Below are 16,133 nucleotides of genomic sequence, written 5' to 3'. Positions count from 1 at the left end.
CGTGGGTCAGGGAAACCAAAGCCTACGCCAGGCACAACTTTAAGAGGCCGAATTGACCAAAGCACGGCGTCAGGCCCGGTTGGGTTAGCCGTGTGGCCCAACTACATCCAAACCGCGATCGCAAGCGTACCGGCTCAAGAGTATTGATGTTGCCCCCAGCAGTTGCCATGGTTAAGCGTACTTCCCTTCACTCTCCCCTCCATCGAATTTTTTGGCGTCCTGCAGCGATCGGCAGCGCAGGCGGCTTGTTAGCCGCGTTGGTTCTACCACTCCGGTCATCAGCTGTTACTCCGCCAGTATCCGCAGCACCCCGCCTGATCCCCCATGCGCCGGGCACGGCAGCCCACCCCGTTTTAACCTTCAGAACCAAACAAACCCCTTCGTTCCCGGCCGTACCCCCCCTGCCAGACTCCGTTCCAGACGCCATTGACCCAGACGAAGCTGGCATTGTCGGTCTAAATCCTGCCCCTAATGACGACATTGGTCTGGGCCACCTGCGCCCGACCAGCCTTTCTTCGGCTGGCCCTAATGCCCCTCAGCTAGGCGCTGAGTGGCTGCGCGGGGTAGCCTTACCCATCTATCCCACCCCTGAAAGCGAGCACTGGGGCTGGCTAATCAACGGCTGGCTGGTTCCCAACGATGCCGATCCCCTAGCCATTGGTCGCGACGCCGCCTTCTCCATGGTGCAAACCGATCAGCAGATCTACACCTTTCCGGTGCTCGAAGTTCGGCCCGACGGCTGGTTTCGCTTTCAGTACACCCCGGCAGGAACGGCCTGGGCCCATACTTCCCATCTAGATCTGGGTGCCGTGTCCCTTACGGTAGAAACCTGGGAGGCCTCCCTGGAAAGCGCGGCTCGCATTCAGTTCCGACGACCTGGGCTATCACAGCCGATGCGGCTCGCTCCCACGGGCACCGCTCCGCTTCAGGCGCTGGTAGGGCCAAACAGCATTATTCAGCCCCTAGATCTCGATGGCGACTGGCTGCAGGTGCGCGTTACCCAGCCTGCTCAGGGCTGCACTCCGCTGCCGGGCTCCAGCACTGAGGAAGGCTGGGTTCGCTGGCGCAGCGAGACCGATGTGCCCCTAATCTGGTTTGCTGTCACCGATTGCCAGACTGGCAGCCGCCCTTAGCGTATTCCATCTAAACAAACACTCACCCTGAAGTGCAAACTTGGCCCGTTGGGCCTGTTGCCGTCAGAATCTGGATAAGTATTTAGCTAGAACACTCCTAACCTGGCAGCCGATCAACGAGCCTTTGCAGTCGAATTTTGGTCATGACGTAAAACGGAAACTGGTAGTGCTCAGCCACCAGCCAGCCCACCATGGTGCCGTGGGCCACTAGAGTACCAAACGCCCAGGCCAGAGACCAGTTAACGCCTGCGCTTTCTTCTAGCGGGGGAAACACGTATCCCCCCAGCGCTACAATGCCAGCGGGAAAGATAACCAGGGCCAGACCCACCAACCACAGGGTGAGGGTGATGTCACTGCGGCTTTGGTAGAGCGGCTGCCAGCGCCATCCCTGCCAGCGCCACCCCATGGGCTGTACGCTGTCGACGACATGCACCGTCTGCTGGTCGAGGTTGACATCGAAAATATGACGGCAAAAGCTACAGGCATAGGCATCCATGAGGGCCATGGGCTGTATCTGTCCGTGGCGACAGACTGGGCAATCGTAGGTATCGGCTCCATCGAGACCCAGCAGTCGCTGCGGTTTTTGTTTGCCAGACGCTATCTTGCTACTGCCCATCGGCAATCCTCAACCCAATCTGCTAGCTATTCTGGGTACGGTGCTGACCAAATAGCTAACACAAAACTTAGCCTTGCATAGCTAAGTCCAGGAGGCGATCTGACCTGCAGCCTCCTCAAGTTTAATCGATGCAGCCCAGCCTCAGCGCGAGCCGCAACCGCTCTCCCCGTTTATCTATCTGCGGGATGGCGCTGCGGGATGGCGCTATAGGGAGCTGACCATCGGTGCTCCTACGGTGCGGGTATAGTCTTGGCCGTCATAGGTCAGTACTACCACAGGCTCTTGCCCAGACATATCGACCGACTTGACTTTAATGCGTCCGCCCGCCAGCATATCGCCTTGGCTCACCCGACGGCTCACGGTGCTGCCTGGCTCGGTCACAATCACGCTGACGCCGCTGCCCACCTGTACTACGCCACTCACGACCACCTGATCAACCAAGTTTTGAAAAACCGGGCTGCCGGTGGGAGCAACCGCAATATCAGTGGGAATGGGGGGCACGCTACCCGGCAGAAAAGGAGGAGGCAGACTGGGCAACGCCACCGACTGGGCAGGGGCCTGGGGCAGGGGCGGTAGGCTCTGAGTCGCTGCTACGGGCACCGTCGGCAGCCCCCTAGACGCGACCGCAGCCGGAACCGGCGTTAGCGCGGCCGCCGCTGGGGTAGGGCGAGAGGCTTTAGGCCCAGGCAGCACCACCGAAGCGAAGGGGTCAGGACGACCTGCCGCAACGGCTTCGACCCGAGCCTGGGAGGAGGTGGAACGCAGCAGGTTTGGATCGGCCAGACGTAGGGGGGCCGAAGGCTGAAAGAAAGGCTTGGACTGAAAGGGCGTGGCCGCTTCGTCGGTTTGGGGTATCAGCGCTCCCTCGAAATCGGTCGGAGCCGCATCGGTGGCCACCAGGTCAGAACTTGTTGGGTCTACCCCAGCCACCTCAGGACTAGAGTCGCCCATCGTGAGTTTGAGAGCCGCCCCTGCCGCGATCGCCAGCAGTAAACCACCCGAAATAGCCGTGTACAGCTTGCGCTTAGACAAGCCGTTGAGCTTAGTTTCCCCAGCTTGCCTGGGCTTGGCAGAGTAGGTCATCGCAGCATCTCCCCACAGTTTTCCCCTAACATTAGCGAATTCCTCAGAAAGTGGCGCGTTTTGAATGCATTTAAACGGCCCACTTCAGCCCCATGGCTATTAGGCGCTGTGGCTGTGGCTATAGGCATGCGATCGCAGAAAAATCTCGGGCAATATAACCCTGGCGCTCGGCTAAACGTTCTCCGCAGCACCTGCGCGGGCGCTGTGCCGCCGCTGGTGCATGGCCTGTAGCTGCAGGAGCAGAGCCTCGGCCTCAGCCTGCAGGTGTAGCAGCTCAACCTGCTGATTGGGGGGGTATGGAACCTGGTGCATCTCAATCCAGCAGATTTTGTCGTCGTGGGCGGGGGCTGTCTCCCGCGCCGAGGGGGCCCCGGTTGCTGGCGCTGGCGCTAGGTCCGTCGTCGGCTGTAGGGTTGACTGGCCAGATAGAGCAGCAGCCTCAACATTGGCGTGGTCTAGGGGGGCGTTCATGGAAGAAGTAGTAAAATAGGGAATTGTACTCAGTCAGAAAGTTAAGGCATTTTAACCCTACTGTCCAGAGGGCAATCTTAAACCAAACCGTTTGGGTCATTGGTTTAACCTGGGCAGTTTGCCAATTGGATAGCGGTTTGGTCAAGTCAGCTTTCTACTCGGCCTGCCAAAACTGCGGTAGTTGATCCGTTGAGGTCAAGGCTCACGGTAAACTAGGAAACACAAAAGCTGGTGTTCGGGTCGGGCTGCCGAGTCCCCTGGGCCTTTAACGCTCTCTATACTCAACTATTAATACCGTCGACCTACCGTGACCCTAAGCATAAATCCTGCCACCGCCACCCCAGTCTCTCGGCCCCAGGCCACCGGGCTACAGCCTTGGCCCGGGCTCATTGAGGCCTACCGAGCCTACCTGCCTGTGACGGATCAAACTCCGGTGGTTACCCTATGCGAGGGCAACACTCCCCTAATTCCGATGCCGGTACTGGCCCAGCACGTTGGCAAGGATGTGAAGGTTTGGGTCAAGTACGACGGCCTCAATCCCACCGGCAGCTTCAAAGACCGGGGCATGACCATGGCTATTTCTAAAGCCAAGGAGGCCGGAGCCGAAGCGGTTATTTGCGCCAGCACCGGCAACACCTCCGCTGCCGCCGCCGCCTACGCTCGCCGGGGCGGTATGCGGGCCTTTGTGCTAATTCCCGACGGCTACGTTGCCCTCGGTAAGCTGGCCCAGGCCCTGCTCTATGGGGCCGAAGTGCTCGCCATCAACGGCAACTTTGACGATGCCCTGACCATGGTGCGTGAGCTGGCGGAAGATTACCCCATTACCCTGGTTAACTCGGTCAATCCCTACCGCCTGGAGGGGCAAAAGACCGGGGCCTTTGAGGTGGTTGATGCCCTGGGCGATGCCCCCGACTGGCTGTGCATTCCGGTGGGCAATGCCGGTAATATCACCGCCTATTGGATGGGGTTCTGCGAGTACCACCAGCAGCGCAAGTGCAGCCGCCTGCCCCGCATGATGGGTTTTCAAGCCGCTGGGGCCGCTCCTCTCGTCAGTGGTCATGTGGTGCGCGACCCGCAAACGCTGGCTACCGCCATTCGCATCGGCAACCCGGCCAGCTGGACCAAGGCTGAAGCGGTACGCGACGCCAGCCAGGGAACGTTTAATGCGGTTACCGACGACGAAATTTTAGAGGCTTACCGTCTGCTGGCCCTGGAGGGAGTCTTTTGTGAGCCCGCCAGCGCCGCCTCGGTAGCTGGGCTATTAAAAGTCAAAGACCAGGTGCCTGCCGGGGCCAACATTGTCTGTGTGCTCACTGGCAACGGGCTAAAAGACCCCGACACCGCGATCGCCCACAGCAACAACCAGGTAAAAGGTGGACTCAACCCCGATGCCGCCACCCTGGCAAGGGCAATGGGGTTCTAACCATAAGTATAAGTTTTGCATTTCATCCGTAAATTGACCTGAGCGACCTGTAGCTATCGCTGGAGACTGTGAACAGCGTTCAGCATCCCTCCAGAACAACAACGACCTTCTGCCCCGGCCCAGTGCTGGGGCATTTTTCATCGGCTGCTCTCAGCGGCAACCCCTGGATCTACCTTTTCTCGGTCGTCAAAATATTGGATGCCGGCCCCGATCGCACCTGGGGCCAAATGGCCTTGAGCCGATCTAAAAAGGCGTATACCGGCGGCGGCAGCAGGGCCTCGCGCAGCACAACCATGCCAATAATCCGCTCCAGCGGCTGAGGCAACTCCACCACCCGTAGCCCCGCCGGAATCGGTTCCGCCGCCAAGGAAGCCATGATGGTTGCGCCTAGCCCCCGTTCTACCATGCTGAGAATAGTAGAGTCTTCGCGCACAACATAGGCCGGCTGTATTTGCTGCCCCGAACGGTGCAGCAGACGGTCGATGTACTGCCTGTCGCCATCGTCGGGGGGCGTTAAAATCAGCGGGTAGGTGGCCAGCTCCTCCCAGGTGAGCGGCTGCAGCGTTGGAGATCCGGGCGGTAGCAGCGCAATGTAGCGATCGCGCAGGAGTTCCCACTGGTCAAATTCGGCTTGGGTGGGCAGGTAGGTAAACCCCACGTCGGCCCGCCCCTGGCGCAGGTCGCTCTCAACCATTTCGTAGTGAAATTTTTCGTCAATCGTAATGGCCACGCCCGGAAACTGCTGCCGAAACTGACGAATCACCTCCGGCAAAATGTGGGTGGCTACGCTACGAAACGCCGCAATCCGAACTTCGCCAGTTTCTAGCCCCTTGGACAGATCGGCTTTGTGGCAAAGACTGTGCAGCGATCGCAGCACCTGCCGCGCCTCTTCAGTAATCTGTTCGCCCACTGGGGTCAGCACGGCCCCCTGGCGACCCCGATTGAGCAGCAGCACCCCCAGCTCCTCCTCCAGGGTGGCAATGGCGTGGCTCACCGCTGACTGAGACAGCTCTAAATGCAGCGCCGCATCGCTGAAGGATCCTGCATCGGCAATGGCCACTAGCGCCCGCAGTTGTGAAAGCTTGAGTCGTTGGGGGTCAGCTTTAGCCATTGTGCTGTCCTAATTGATTCAGATAAGCTAGACCTAGACACTAACCCCTGAATAGCCCAGGTCGACAAAATTTTCCCAAGAATTTCTGTCGTCCTATTGACCTCTCCAGCCGGGCGGCGAGTTTGCTGCACGAGCTGAAGAGTGTTAGGTTAGGCAACTACGTAGGCGACATCCGTATTTCTGGCAATACTTTTTACTTCTCTAGAAGCTAAATCACGGAAACTTTATGAATTAACTGTGGCATCTACCCAGGCTAGGCCGCAACCGGGCGAGTAGATTAGAACCATGCTGTGTCAGCCTGTTTGCTGGCTCCAGAGTAGCCTAGGCCGCAACTGCGGGCCAGGCTGCTCACCCCAGACCCTCCCTTAGCGGTGGGTGCCCAATGTAACCACACTAAATTACTAACCAGGTACCAGGGATGTTTTTAAATCGTCACCTTTTAGAGGCAGGGCTCGCGGCGGCAGCCGCAGTGTCTGTTAGCGTTGTGGCTACTGCCCCCGCTCAAGCCCAACTGCCCGCCGCCGGTCTCACCCCCAACCAGTTCTCTACCAGCCTCGGCTTTGACAACCTCAAGTCGCTCAATCTGCTGGAGTCTTCTACCACGCTAGAAGAGCTCAAAAAGCTGATCAATAATGAGGCCAATGCCCTCTCCCAAAGCTTTCTGTCTCAGTACCAGCTTGATACCAGCAAGCTGTTCTGGAATGGGGTTGACCCCGTCGAGGTCTACTTCATCAACGAGGGCGCAGGCTACCGTAACCAGCTCTTTTATACGGCTAAAGACAGCTCCGGCAGCCTGATCAGCAATGGCAAAATCTTTGACGATATCTCGTCTCCCGACAGCAAGCTGAGCGAAAAGAATGGTCCGCTGGCGCTGGGCCAAGGTGTCAGCCTGGGCGGGTTTGTCGGTGCTACTCAGCTCGACTTTATGATTAAGTCGAACGGCAAGAACGGCGGCACCACTATGTTGGGCACCAACGCCGCCGCTAACCCCAGTGGTCTTCAGCACGTCGTGGCCTTTCAGCACAAAGACTGGATTATCCTGGGCTTTGAGGATATTGTCGGCGGCGGCGATCGCGACTACAACGATGTTATCTTTGCGGTGCGCGGCATTCAGCATGGGGCACCGCCTGCCGAAGACGTACCTGAACCCTCTGCAATTTTGGGCATACTAGCCGTAGGCATCGGTGGAGTTACCACCCTGCGTCGCCGCAAAATGGCCGCAGAGTAGCTCAATCGAGTTGGCCAAAGGCGTTACGAGCGCCTTTATCAAAGTGATGCACCCTGATGGTAGACGGGAGGTGAGTTATCTCACCTCCCGTTTTCTTTGCACCCGGATCCAGGTTGCAATTGCCAGCATCCGCCGCAGCCAGCACACGACCGGGGCGGTTAGATACAAGGTATGAATCAACAGTGCAACGTCTCCCGTAGGGACGAACGGCCGCAAAGTCTGTGGCATGGCTGCGCCTACGCCCCACCAAGTCTATGCCTCAATTCAGCGACGCACACCGCTACGCCTCAAGCCTGTATCAGCTCCTGAATGTAGTCAGCGGTAAACTCGGTTACCTGGCTAATCACCCGATCGGCCCCAGCCCTTTTGAGTTCATCGTGGTAGGTAGCGCGGTAGGCGTCATCGCTGGCGACGATATGGGGTGGCAGTACGCCCACCCCCAGCCACCACTGCTGAGCATAAGCGGTTTTGGCCTGCACAACGGTCTGCATGTCGGCAACGGTATCGCCCACATAGACGATGGGCAAACCCTCAGGCAGCGAATTTTGAGCTATTAACCTGTCGACCACCTGCATCAGCCCGGTGGGATCGGGCTTGCCGGGGGCATCTTCCATGCACACCAGCGCTGGTGTGCTCAGCCCCAGGCGACGCTGCAGCACAAAGTTAGCTGAGCCTCGGGTAGCGCCGCTAAAGAATCCCCAGGCAATGCGATCGCGGGTCAAACGCTCAAAATACGATTTTTCGACCAGCAGCGGCTCCTGGGTAATGTAGCCCGTCCACTGGTCGGGGTCGGTGGGGTGCGGCCCCCGGTAGCGACGTTGAAAGAACTCAACAATTTCGTCGTAGTCGAGGGCAACGGTCTCTCGGGGTTTTCCCTGGGCTTCAAAGTAGCGGTAGACCAACTCCTGCGATCCCTCCCAGTCGTTGTTCCAAATTCCTTCCCCCTTGAGGCGGTCCACGTCTTCGGTAGAGGGCCGGTACCCGCCGCCGGTGAATTCCTCCACGGTATCAGCCAGGGCGCGGCGGTAAGAATTACCGACATCCCGCAGTACGCCGTCAATATCAAACACCGCGATCGCGAGGGGAGCAGCCGAGGAGGTCATGGCATGTACACTTGGGGTAGAGTTGAGGGAGTCGAAGTGATAGAATTATAGACTGTAGTATTTTTGGAATTGCGGCGGAGGTCTACTTGTCCAGATTTGTCCTAAAAGTACTCTGGCTAGAAAATGACGTTGCGCTGGCAGTTGATCAGGTGGTAGGCAAGGGCACTAGCCCGCTCACCTCTTATTTCTTCTGGCCCCGTAACGATGCCTGGGAACAAATGAAAACCGAGCTAGAGGGAAAGCCCTGGATCGAGGAAGAAGAGCGGGTTGAAATTCTCAACCAGGCCACCGAGATCATCAACTATTGGCAGGAAGAAGGTAAGGGTAAACCCCTAACCGAAGCCCAAGATCGCTTTCCCGAGATTACGTTTACCGGTAGCTCGTGATGGCTTCACCGAGGTGCGGGTTCTTACCAGCAGTTCTCGGTCCAGGCTAACTTCCTGTGGTCATGCCTTACCCAAGGTATTGACCCTAACAAAAAGCCCACTGCTTTAGTTAAGACTAAGGCAGTGGGCTTTTTAGATAGGCAAACCAGCAGGGTTACTTTAGCCCTCCGGCGGCCTGAAGCCGAGCCCGAGCCCGCTTCAGCCCCTGACGGGCTTGGATTGTGGCCTGCTTGTCATCAGGATCGACCTCATTCAGGCGGGCTTCGGCCTCCTGGTAGGCCACCTGGGCTGTGGCTGTGTCGATCGCATCGCCTCGTTCAGCCCCGTTGACCAGAATGATCACTTCGTTGCTGTCAACTTCGGCGAAGCCGCCCATTAACGCAATGGGCACCCACTCTTTGTCAGATCTGACCCGCATTACCCCGACATCTAGGGCGGTTAGCAGTGGGGCGTGGCCAGCTAAAATGCCCAACTGGCCAGTAGTGCTAGGCAGAATGACTTCTTCAGCCTCAGAGTCCCAAACGGTTTTGTCTGGGGCAATTACACGAACGGTTAATGCCATAACAAGGATGAAATAGGTATGTCACAGGGTATGAGGGCACACGGGGTTGGGGGCAGGTAGCTCACATGCCCCCGACAGCAGCCACGTTCTACTTTTCAGCCTTGAGCTTTGCGTTGGCTTCTAGCACTTCTTCAATGCCGCCCTTGAGGTAGAAACACTGCTCAGGAATGTCGTCTAGCTCACCAGAGAGAATCTGGTTGAAGGCTTTAATGCTGTCTTCCAGGGTGACGTACTTACCAGGAGCACCCGTGAACACTTCGGCAACAAAGAAAGGCTGAGACAGGAAGCGCTCGATTTTACGGGCGCGGGCTACCACTAAGCGATCGTCTTCGGAAAGCTCGTCAAGACCGAGAATGGCAATGATGTCCTGTAGCTCTTTGTAGCGCTGTAGAGTCGACTGCACGGCCCGAGCGGTTGCGTAGTGCTCTTCGCCAACCACGCTGGGCTGAAGCATGGTAGAAGCGGAGTCTAAGGGATCCACAGCGGGGTAGATGCCTTTGGACGCCAGCGCCCGAGACAGCACCGTAGTGGCGTCGAGGTGGGCAAACGTGGTGGCCGGAGCGGGGTCGGTGAGGTCGTCCGCAGGCACGTATACCGCTTGAATAGAGGTAATCGACCCCTCTAGGGTGGAGGTGATGCGCTCCTGCAGGTCGCCCATGTCGGTACCCAGGGTGGGCTGGTAGCCTACAGCGGAGGGCATGCGGCCGAGCAGCGCCGATACTTCAGAACCGGCCTGCACAAACCGGAAGATGTTGTCGATAAACAGCAGCACGTCCTGCTTGTTGACGTCGCGGAAGTACTCGGCCATGGTCAGTGCCGAGAGGGCCACCCGCATGCGAGCCCCAGGCGGTTCGTTCATCTGACCGTAGACCAGGGCCACCTTCGACTGGCTGAGGTCGTCGGCATTGATAACGCCAGATTCGATGAATTCGTTGTAGAGGTCGTTGCCCTCGCGGGTGCGTTCGCCTACACCGCCAAACACCGACACGCCGCCGTGGGCTTTAGCAATATTGTTGATGAGTTCTTGAATGAGTACGGTTTTGCCTACGCCTGCACCGCCAAAGAGGCCAACTTTACCGCCGCGACGGTAGGGGGCTAGCAGGTCAATCACTTTAATGCCGGTTTCAAAGACCGAAGGCTGGGTTTCTAGGTCGGTGAACTTAGGCGCTGATCGGTGGATCGGAGAGGTCGTTTCGACGTTGACGGGGCCTTTCTCGTCAACGGGTTCACCCAGCACGTTGAAAATGCGACCCAGGGTGGCTGCGCCTACGGGCACGCTGATGGGGGCTCCTAAGTCTACGGCTTTCATGCCCCGCACTAGGCCGTCGGTCGAGCTCATCGATACGGCTCGAACCTGGGAATCGCCTAGAAGCTGTTGTACTTCACAGGTAACGGCAACTTCATTACCGGCGGGGTTGGTGCCCTCAATTTTGAGAGCGTTGTAGATCTTGGGCATTTCGCCGGCCGGAAACTTGATGTCTACGACTGGACCAATGACTTGCGTGATGTAACCAACGTTTGTTTTTTCTGCTGTGGTGACCATGCCTTGCGCCTATCTCGTATGATCAGCTATTTCGGTCGCTTTATTGAGTGACTGTTACGTTTTAAAGCGCCACCATTCAGAGTATCACTAGAGCGCGACAGCCTACGACGATTGCGCTGACTTTATCTAATCCTTGGGTGCTTTGACCCGCTGAGGCCGAGCGATCGCTTGGCGGGATGGCCCTTAACCAAACCATCAGGTTAAATCATTAAAATACCCTCATATACAGACTTGGGGCGTAGACACCGCAATGACGAAGGCTGAGCGCTTAGAGAAGGGGGCAGAGCAGAAAACAGAGAAAGGGGCCGCGCAGAAAGCAGAGCAGGAGATTGATCTCAGCGATTCTCGCTACTACATCAACCGCGAGGTGAGCTGGCTGGGGTTTAATGAGCGGGTGCTGCACGAGGCCCTTGACCCCCGCACGCCGCTGCTGGAGCGACTGCAGTTTTTAGCGATCTACAGCGCCAATTTGGACGAGTTCTTTATGGTGCGTATTTCTGGAGTGATGGATCAGGCGGAGGCTGGGGTTCACCCTGAGACGCCAGACAAGCTGACGCCGGTGAAGCAGCTAGAGGTGATGCGATCGCACCTGGTCGAGAAAGTGCAGCTCCAGCACCAGACCTTTAAGCATGAACTGCTGCCAGCGCTAAGGGAGCATGGGGTATACCTGCAAAACTACCGCGACCTCAGCAAAGAGCAGACGTTCTACCTCAGAGACTATTTTGAGAAGCGCATTTTTCCGGTGCTGACGCCCCTCAGCGTTGACCCATCGCACCCCTTTCCGCGCATGTCGAACCTGAGCTTGAACCTGGCGGTGAGGGTGGCTGACCCAGACACGGGTGTTGAGCGCTTTGCCCGGGTTAAGGTGCCGAACAGCCTGCCGCGCTTTGTGGGTATGCCCGAGCCGCTGTGCACCTACCAGGGCGAACCCTGCCTGTGGATTGGTGTGCCGCTGGAGCAGGTGATTGCCGAAAACCTGGGCTACTTATTTCCGGGCATGACAATTGTGGGGCACCATCTGTTTCGCATTACTCGCGATGCCGATTTCCCGGTTTTAGAGGACGAGGCTGATGATTTACTGCTTGCGATCGAGAAGGAGATCAACAAGCGGCGGCTAGAGGGCTTTGTCTGCCGGGTTGAGCTAGAGAGCGCTATGCCTGCCGATCTTAAGGAAGGGCTGATGCGCGAGCTGAGGGTCAGCAGCGATCGCGTCTACGACATCGACGGGCTGTTAAACCTCAGAGACCTATTCTTTTTTATGTCGCTGCCGCTGCCGGAGCTGAAGGCAAAACCCTGGTCAGCGCTGGTGCCGCCTCGGCTCAAGCCCGTAATGGAACTCGATGAGGACGGCAACCGCAGCTACTCCGAGCACCCCCCCAACATTTTTGCCACGCTGCGGGAAGGGGATATTTTAGTCCACCACCCCTACGAATCGTTTGGGTCTTCGGTGCAGGAGTTTATTACCCAAGCGGCTAACGACCCCAAGGTGCTGGCTATTAAAATTACCCTCTACCGTACGTCAGGCGACTCACCTATTGTGAAGGCGCTGATCGCAGCGGCAGAAAATCGCAAGCAGGTGGTGGCTCTAGTCGAACTCAAGGCCCGTTTTGACGAAGCCAACAACATTGAGTGGGCCAAAAAGCTGGAAGATGCCGGGGTGCACGTGGTGTACGGCATCGTAGGACTGAAGACCCACACCAAAACTACTTTGGTCGTGCGCGAAGAGGGCAGCGAAATTCGCCGCTACGTGCACATTGGCACCGGTAACTACAATCCCAAAACGTCGAAGCTCTACACCGACCTGGGGCTGTTTAGCTGCCAGGAGGAACTGGGCGCTGATCTGTCTGATTTATTTAACTTTCTCACTGGCTACTCGCGCCAAAAGGCCTACCGTAAGCTACTGGTGGCACCGCTGACTTTGCGCGATCGCATGGAAGATCTGATTCGCCGCGAGATCGATCACGCCCAAAAGGGTGGCCGAGGCAAAATTGTCGCCAAGATGAACTCCCTGGTAGATGCCCGCATTATCAGGCTGCTCTACCAAGCCTCCCAGGCTGGTGTCGAGATTGATTTGATCGTGCGCGGCATCTGCTGCCTGCGCCCCGGAATACCGGGAGTGAGCGACAATATTCGCGTGATTAGCGTCATTGGTCGGTTCCTAGAGCACTCACGCATTTTCTGCTTTCACAACAGCGGTCAGCCCGAGTACTACATTGGCAGCGCCGACTGGATGACGCGCAACCTCGATCGCCGGGTAGAGGCCGTAGTTCCGATCGAGGCCCCCAGCCTAATTAAGGAGCTACAGACCATTCTCGACGTGCTGCTAGCCGACAACCGCCAGGCGTGGGAAATGGCGGCCGATGGCACCTTTACCCAGCGTCGCCCCAAAAAGGGAGAGGAGGAGCGCGGCACCCACAAAATGCTGATGGCCAACGCCCTCAAGCGCGATCAGGTGTAGCGCCTGATCCTGGCTAGTCTGCGCCTTGGCAGCTCAACTATCCCCAGCCTTAACCCAGTAAAATGGCCCCTGCTCTGGTTGACAGAGCAGGGGCCATTTTAGCTTTTGGAGCTATACGAGCGTCGGTTTTGTTAAACCGCTAGTGCGCCCGGCAGCGTCGCAGTGATGAGCTTTTCAGCTATCAGTTATATCCGCAACTACCGGGCCGACGCTGTACATAGCAGACCTTAGCCTTAGGTTTGACTCCAGAGTCTAACCCCTGGCCCCAGCCCCAGCCCGGCGGGGGGCACTGCTGCTGCCGCMCTGCCGCCGAGGCCGCKGCCGCCGAGGCTTGCCGGGAGCGCTAACCGCCCTCACCGTTGTGGTATCTGAGGAGAAGGATGGCTCGTAGCCGGGTACGATGTCCTGGGTAATCGACTGCTTGAGCATGCGCTCAATCCCCATGAGCAGAGGTAGCTCATCGTCGCTGATCAGCGATACAGCACGGCCCTCATTTCCCGCGCGTCCGGTGCGGCCAATGCGGTGTACGTAGTCTTCGGGCACATTGGGGAGCTCAAAGTTGACCACGTAGGGCAGTTGGTCGATGTCGATGCCGCGGGAGGCAACGTCGGTGGCCACCAGCACCCGCACGCGGCCCTGCTTGAAGTCTTTGAGGGCGCGGGCGCGGGCTGCCTGGGTCTTGTTGCCGTGAATGGCGGCGGTTTTAAGGCCGTCTTTGGCGAGCTGCTCGGCCAGGCGATTGGCTCCGTGCTTGGTGCGGGTAAACACCAGCACCTGCTGCCAGTTGTGAAAGCCAATAATATGCGACAGCAGCTCCCGCTTGCGGTGGCGATCGACGGGGTGCACCACCTGCTCAACCCGTTCGGCGGTGGTGTTGCGGGGGGCAACCTCAATCTGCACGGGCGACTTCAGCAGGGTGTGGGCCAGCTGCTGAATGGGCTTTGAGAAAGTAGCCGAAAACATCAGGGTCTGGCGCTCATCGGGCAGGCGACCCATGATTTTGCGGATGTCGTGGATGAAGCCCATGTCGAGCATGCGATCGCACTCATCCAGCACCAAAATCTCGACTGCGCTAAGGTCGATGGTGCCCTGGCTGACGTGGTCAAGCAGGCGACCGGGGGTAGCAATCAGGATATCGACCCCCTGGCGCAGCTGGCGAATTTGGCCGCCGAAGCTGACGCCACCGTAGATCATCGCCGCCCGAAAGGGCAGGTGCTTACCGTAGGTGGTGACGCTATCGCCCACCTGGGCTGCCAGCTCGCGGGTGGGGGTGAGAATGAGGGCGCGGGGCATGCGTCGCCCCGTAGTTTTGGTCTCGGCTAGCCGCTGCAGCATGGGCAGGGTAAAGCCTGCTGTTTTGCCAGTCCCCGTTTGGGCGCTGGCTAAGATGTCTTGTCCGTCTAAAATCGCGGGAATCGCCTTTAGCTGAATCGGCGTAGGCTCGGTATAGCCTTGATCGGCAACCGCGCGAAGTAGACCGGCCGCAAGACCGAGTTGCTCAAATGTCATTTAGTTTTTGCTCCGAATGGTGCCCCTATCCCAAATCAACTACCTGGGCCCAGTCATAAGAGCAGAGAATTTAATCAAAAGAATGGCTGCTAAGCAAATTCTGTTGGCCAGCTCAGACCGGATGACTGGCGAAGCTACATCCTAGCAGATAAGTTTGCCATTTAGGTTTGGCGACAATAAATCGGGTCTGGTAACTCACAGTCGCATTACTCGCAGCTGCACTGGAGTGGCAGAGTAGCCGGGACTGATAGGGTTAGGCTGGTATCGCAACCGCCAGACGGGTAAGGATGCCCGCCTGATGAGTTATAGCCCCAGCGATTGGGCCAGTCTGAATTTGCTACAAGTGGGCGATCGCACCAAAATTTGGTGAACCAAACTTTTTCACTGGGCTTATGTTTCTGCTGTCTGTGCAAAGCTCCGATGAGGCTAAACAAAGGCGGCAAAGACTGCACTGGGGCCAATTTATTCCTTGCAGAGAACTATGGGCCTAAATCTGACAAATTAGCGCCTGTTGGCAACTTTAAAGCCTCTGCAAATTCCCCTAGCTAGACCTCCGCTTTTCGGTATTGTGAATACGCTGGGGATAGGTGTATTTGCATGCCTGGAAGTTCGGCTGTAGCCGTTTCTCCGCCGGGTTATTCAACGTCATAACTACTGCCTGAGTCGTCACCGCAGCTATATGTTGAACCCCCTATCCTTTAATTTCCTATGCCTAAAACCTTTTTGTACACCAGCGCTCCGTCGGAAGACGAGGCGACGCCTTCTACAGCGGGCGAGCGCGACAAAGTTCGCGTTCTCGTCATAGGACGCCCCACGGCGGTGAATCGAGTGATTTTGGAAATGAGCCACCTGGGTTTCTCTGACTCAATTGAGTGGAGTAAGCCCATTCCCACCGATCGCCAGCAGGAGTCAATGCGGGTACTCACCCGCTACGTGTTTAGCGATTCGTAAGCCGAGAAAACTTTGACGACTCCACTATTTGCCCCTGGGGTTTCTAGCCTAAGAACCCTAGGGGTAAATATTAGCCTGTTGCCAATTCAAGCCTGTTTCCTGGCGATCGCCCATGACCCCAGCTCGGCCCGCCCCAGCCCTTTCCCTATACGAAGCCGACTACCTCGGTTGGCTTGAAGCGACAGCCGCCGCCCTAAAGCGCCAAGACCACGGGGCGATCGACTGGGAAAAGTGGTTGAAGAAAATTGAAGACGTGGGGCGACGGGAACGGCAAAGCTTAGAGAGCAACCTGGTCGTTTTACTGCTGCACTTACTCAATTGGCAGTTTCAGCCCGACTACCGCAGTGGCAGTTGGGAGCGCAGCATTTTCGAACATCGGCGACGCATTCGCCGAGCAATCCAAGCATCCCCAAGTCTGAAGCTTCACTTAGACGAATGTTTGGCAGAGTGCTACGAAGACGCCATATCAGGCTGCCAGTCAGACAGCGTTGCCCAGGGCTACATTTCCAGCTAATGGTCCTTACACGGTTAGCCAAATTATGGCAAAAGGCTTTTT

General features: G+C 57.5%; 15 protein-coding genes. 7 read left to right on the top strand and 8 right to left on the bottom strand.

The window, feature by feature from the left end; all coding sequences use genetic code 11:
• Positions 1-167 precede the first annotated feature (167 nt).
• Positions 168-1,133 (top strand): hypothetical protein, encoded by a 966-nt coding sequence (locus IQ265_RS08980; protein ID WP_194052538.1) that lies wholly within the window; start codon positions 168-170, stop codon positions 1,131-1,133.
• Positions 1,134-1,230: 97 nt separating this feature from the next.
• Here IQ265_RS08980 and IQ265_RS08975 read toward each other — a convergent pair whose 3' ends face one another.
• The 3 genes from IQ265_RS08975 to IQ265_RS08965 form a co-directional block, all read right to left on the bottom strand.
• Complete coding sequence (locus tag IQ265_RS08975) at positions 1,231-1,749, bottom strand: hypothetical protein (protein ID WP_194052536.1); 519 nt, start codon at positions 1,747-1,749, stop codon at positions 1,231-1,233.
• Between the two features lie 204 nt (positions 1,750-1,953).
• Positions 1,954-2,832: a hypothetical protein gene (locus IQ265_RS08970; RefSeq protein WP_194052534.1), complete on the bottom strand. Its 879-nt coding sequence runs from the start codon at positions 2,830-2,832 to the stop codon at positions 1,954-1,956.
• Between the two features lie 171 nt (positions 2,833-3,003).
• Entirely contained in the window at positions 3,004-3,303 is a 300-nt protein-coding gene (locus IQ265_RS08965; protein WP_194052669.1) for a hypothetical protein, read from the bottom strand.
• A gap of 319 nt (positions 3,304-3,622) precedes the next feature.
• Between IQ265_RS08965 and thrC the strand changes: the two genes are divergently transcribed.
• Positions 3,623-4,726: a threonine synthase gene (gene thrC / locus IQ265_RS08960; protein ID WP_194052662.1), complete on the top strand. Its 1,104-nt coding sequence runs from the start codon at positions 3,623-3,625 to the stop codon at positions 4,724-4,726.
• 169 nt (positions 4,727-4,895) lie between these two features.
• On the opposite strand, the gene IQ265_RS08955 is transcribed toward thrC, so the two are convergent.
• Positions 4,896-5,837 carry a LysR family transcriptional regulator gene (locus tag IQ265_RS08955; protein ID WP_194052533.1) on the bottom strand — a complete coding sequence of 314 codons (942 nt, stop codon included), beginning with the start codon at positions 5,835-5,837 and terminating at the stop codon, positions 4,896-4,898.
• A gap of 484 nt (positions 5,838-6,321) precedes the next feature.
• Between IQ265_RS08955 and IQ265_RS08950 the strand changes: the two genes are divergently transcribed.
• Entirely contained in the window at positions 6,322-7,065 is a 744-nt protein-coding gene (locus IQ265_RS08950) for a DUF4114 domain-containing protein (protein ID WP_194052532.1), read from the top strand.
• 287 nt (positions 7,066-7,352) lie between these two features.
• Here the strand turns inward: IQ265_RS08950 and IQ265_RS08945 are convergent, their stop codons facing one another.
• Positions 7,353-8,168 (bottom strand): TIGR01548 family HAD-type hydrolase, encoded by an 816-nt coding sequence (locus tag IQ265_RS08945; protein WP_194052531.1) that lies wholly within the window; start codon positions 8,166-8,168, stop codon positions 7,353-7,355.
• 47 nt (positions 8,169-8,215) lie between these two features.
• Here IQ265_RS08945 and IQ265_RS08940 point away from each other — a divergent pair, with 47 nt between their 5' ends.
• Positions 8,216-8,554: a 30S ribosomal protein PSRP-3 gene (locus IQ265_RS08940; RefSeq protein WP_225887097.1), complete on the top strand. Its 339-nt coding sequence runs from the start codon at positions 8,216-8,218 to the stop codon at positions 8,552-8,554.
• A gap of 154 nt (positions 8,555-8,708) precedes the next feature.
• On the opposite strand, the gene atpC is transcribed toward IQ265_RS08940, so the two are convergent.
• The gene (gene atpC, locus IQ265_RS08935) at positions 8,709-9,116 is read right to left on the bottom strand and encodes an ATP synthase F1 subunit epsilon (protein WP_194052530.1); all 408 of its coding nucleotides are present in this window, start codon (positions 9,114-9,116) and stop codon (positions 8,709-8,711) included.
• A gap of 88 nt (positions 9,117-9,204) precedes the next feature.
• Positions 9,205-10,659 carry a F0F1 ATP synthase subunit beta gene (gene atpD / locus IQ265_RS08930; protein ID WP_194052529.1) on the bottom strand — a complete coding sequence of 485 codons (1,455 nt, stop codon included), beginning with the start codon at positions 10,657-10,659 and terminating at the stop codon, positions 9,205-9,207.
• A 250-nt stretch (positions 10,660-10,909) separates the two neighbouring features.
• On the opposite strand from atpD, the gene ppk1 reads away from it, so the two are divergent.
• Complete coding sequence (gene ppk1, locus IQ265_RS08925) at positions 10,910-13,117, top strand: polyphosphate kinase 1 (protein WP_194052528.1); 2,208 nt, start codon at positions 10,910-10,912, stop codon at positions 13,115-13,117.
• A 252-nt stretch (positions 13,118-13,369) separates the two neighbouring features.
• Here ppk1 and IQ265_RS08920 read toward each other — a convergent pair whose 3' ends face one another.
• Positions 13,370-14,626, bottom strand: coding sequence for a DEAD/DEAH box helicase (locus IQ265_RS08920; protein ID WP_194052526.1), 1,257 nt, complete (start codon positions 14,624-14,626; stop codon positions 13,370-13,372).
• A 708-nt stretch (positions 14,627-15,334) separates the two neighbouring features.
• Here IQ265_RS08920 and IQ265_RS08915 point away from each other — a divergent pair.
• Positions 15,335-15,577, top strand: coding sequence for a hypothetical protein (locus IQ265_RS08915; protein ID WP_194052524.1), 243 nt, complete (start codon positions 15,335-15,337; stop codon positions 15,575-15,577).
• 112 nt (positions 15,578-15,689) lie between these two features.
• Complete coding sequence (locus IQ265_RS08910) at positions 15,690-16,091, top strand: DUF29 domain-containing protein (protein ID WP_228037716.1); 402 nt, start codon at positions 15,690-15,692, stop codon at positions 16,089-16,091.
• Positions 16,092-16,133 lie beyond the last annotated feature (42 nt).

Origin of the sequence: Nodosilinea sp. LEGE 06152 (assembly GCF_015207525.1) — a bacterium.
In the GTDB taxonomy this organism is placed as follows: domain Bacteria; phylum Cyanobacteriota; class Cyanobacteriia; order Phormidesmidales; family Phormidesmidaceae; genus Nodosilinea.
This window is presented reverse-complemented; position numbering and strand designations above follow the sequence as displayed.

Excerpts from the sequence above, each read along its gene's own strand:
- IQ265_RS08975 (WP_194052536.1), bottom strand. The coding sequence starts at position 1,749 with ATGGGCAGTAGCAAGATAGCGTCTGGCAAACAAAAACCGCAGCGACTG.
- IQ265_RS08915 (WP_194052524.1), top strand. The coding sequence starts at position 15,335 with ATGCCTAAAACCTTTTTGTACACCAGCGCTCCGTCGGAAGACGAGGCG.
- ppk1 (WP_194052528.1), top strand. The coding sequence starts at position 10,910 with ATGACGAAGGCTGAGCGCTTAGAGAAGGGGGCAGAGCAGAAAACAGAG.
- atpC (WP_194052530.1), bottom strand. The coding sequence starts at position 9,116 with ATGGCATTAACCGTTCGTGTAATTGCCCCAGACAAAACCGTTTGGGAC.
- IQ265_RS08965 (WP_194052669.1), bottom strand. The coding sequence starts at position 3,303 with ATGAACGCCCCCCTAGACCACGCCAATGTTGAGGCTGCTGCTCTATCT.
- IQ265_RS08955 (WP_194052533.1), bottom strand. The coding sequence starts at position 5,837 with ATGGCTAAAGCTGACCCCCAACGACTCAAGCTTTCACAACTGCGGGCG.
- IQ265_RS08945 (WP_194052531.1), bottom strand. The coding sequence starts at position 8,168 with ATGACCTCCTCGGCTGCTCCCCTCGCGATCGCGGTGTTTGATATTGAC.
- IQ265_RS08970 (WP_194052534.1), bottom strand. The coding sequence starts at position 2,832 with ATGACCTACTCTGCCAAGCCCAGGCAAGCTGGGGAAACTAAGCTCAAC.
- atpD (WP_194052529.1), bottom strand. The coding sequence starts at position 10,659 with ATGGTCACCACAGCAGAAAAAACAAACGTTGGTTACATCACGCAAGTC.
- IQ265_RS08980 (WP_194052538.1), top strand. The coding sequence starts at position 168 with ATGGTTAAGCGTACTTCCCTTCACTCTCCCCTCCATCGAATTTTTTGG.
- IQ265_RS08910 (WP_228037716.1), top strand. The coding sequence starts at position 15,690 with ATGACCCCAGCTCGGCCCGCCCCAGCCCTTTCCCTATACGAAGCCGAC.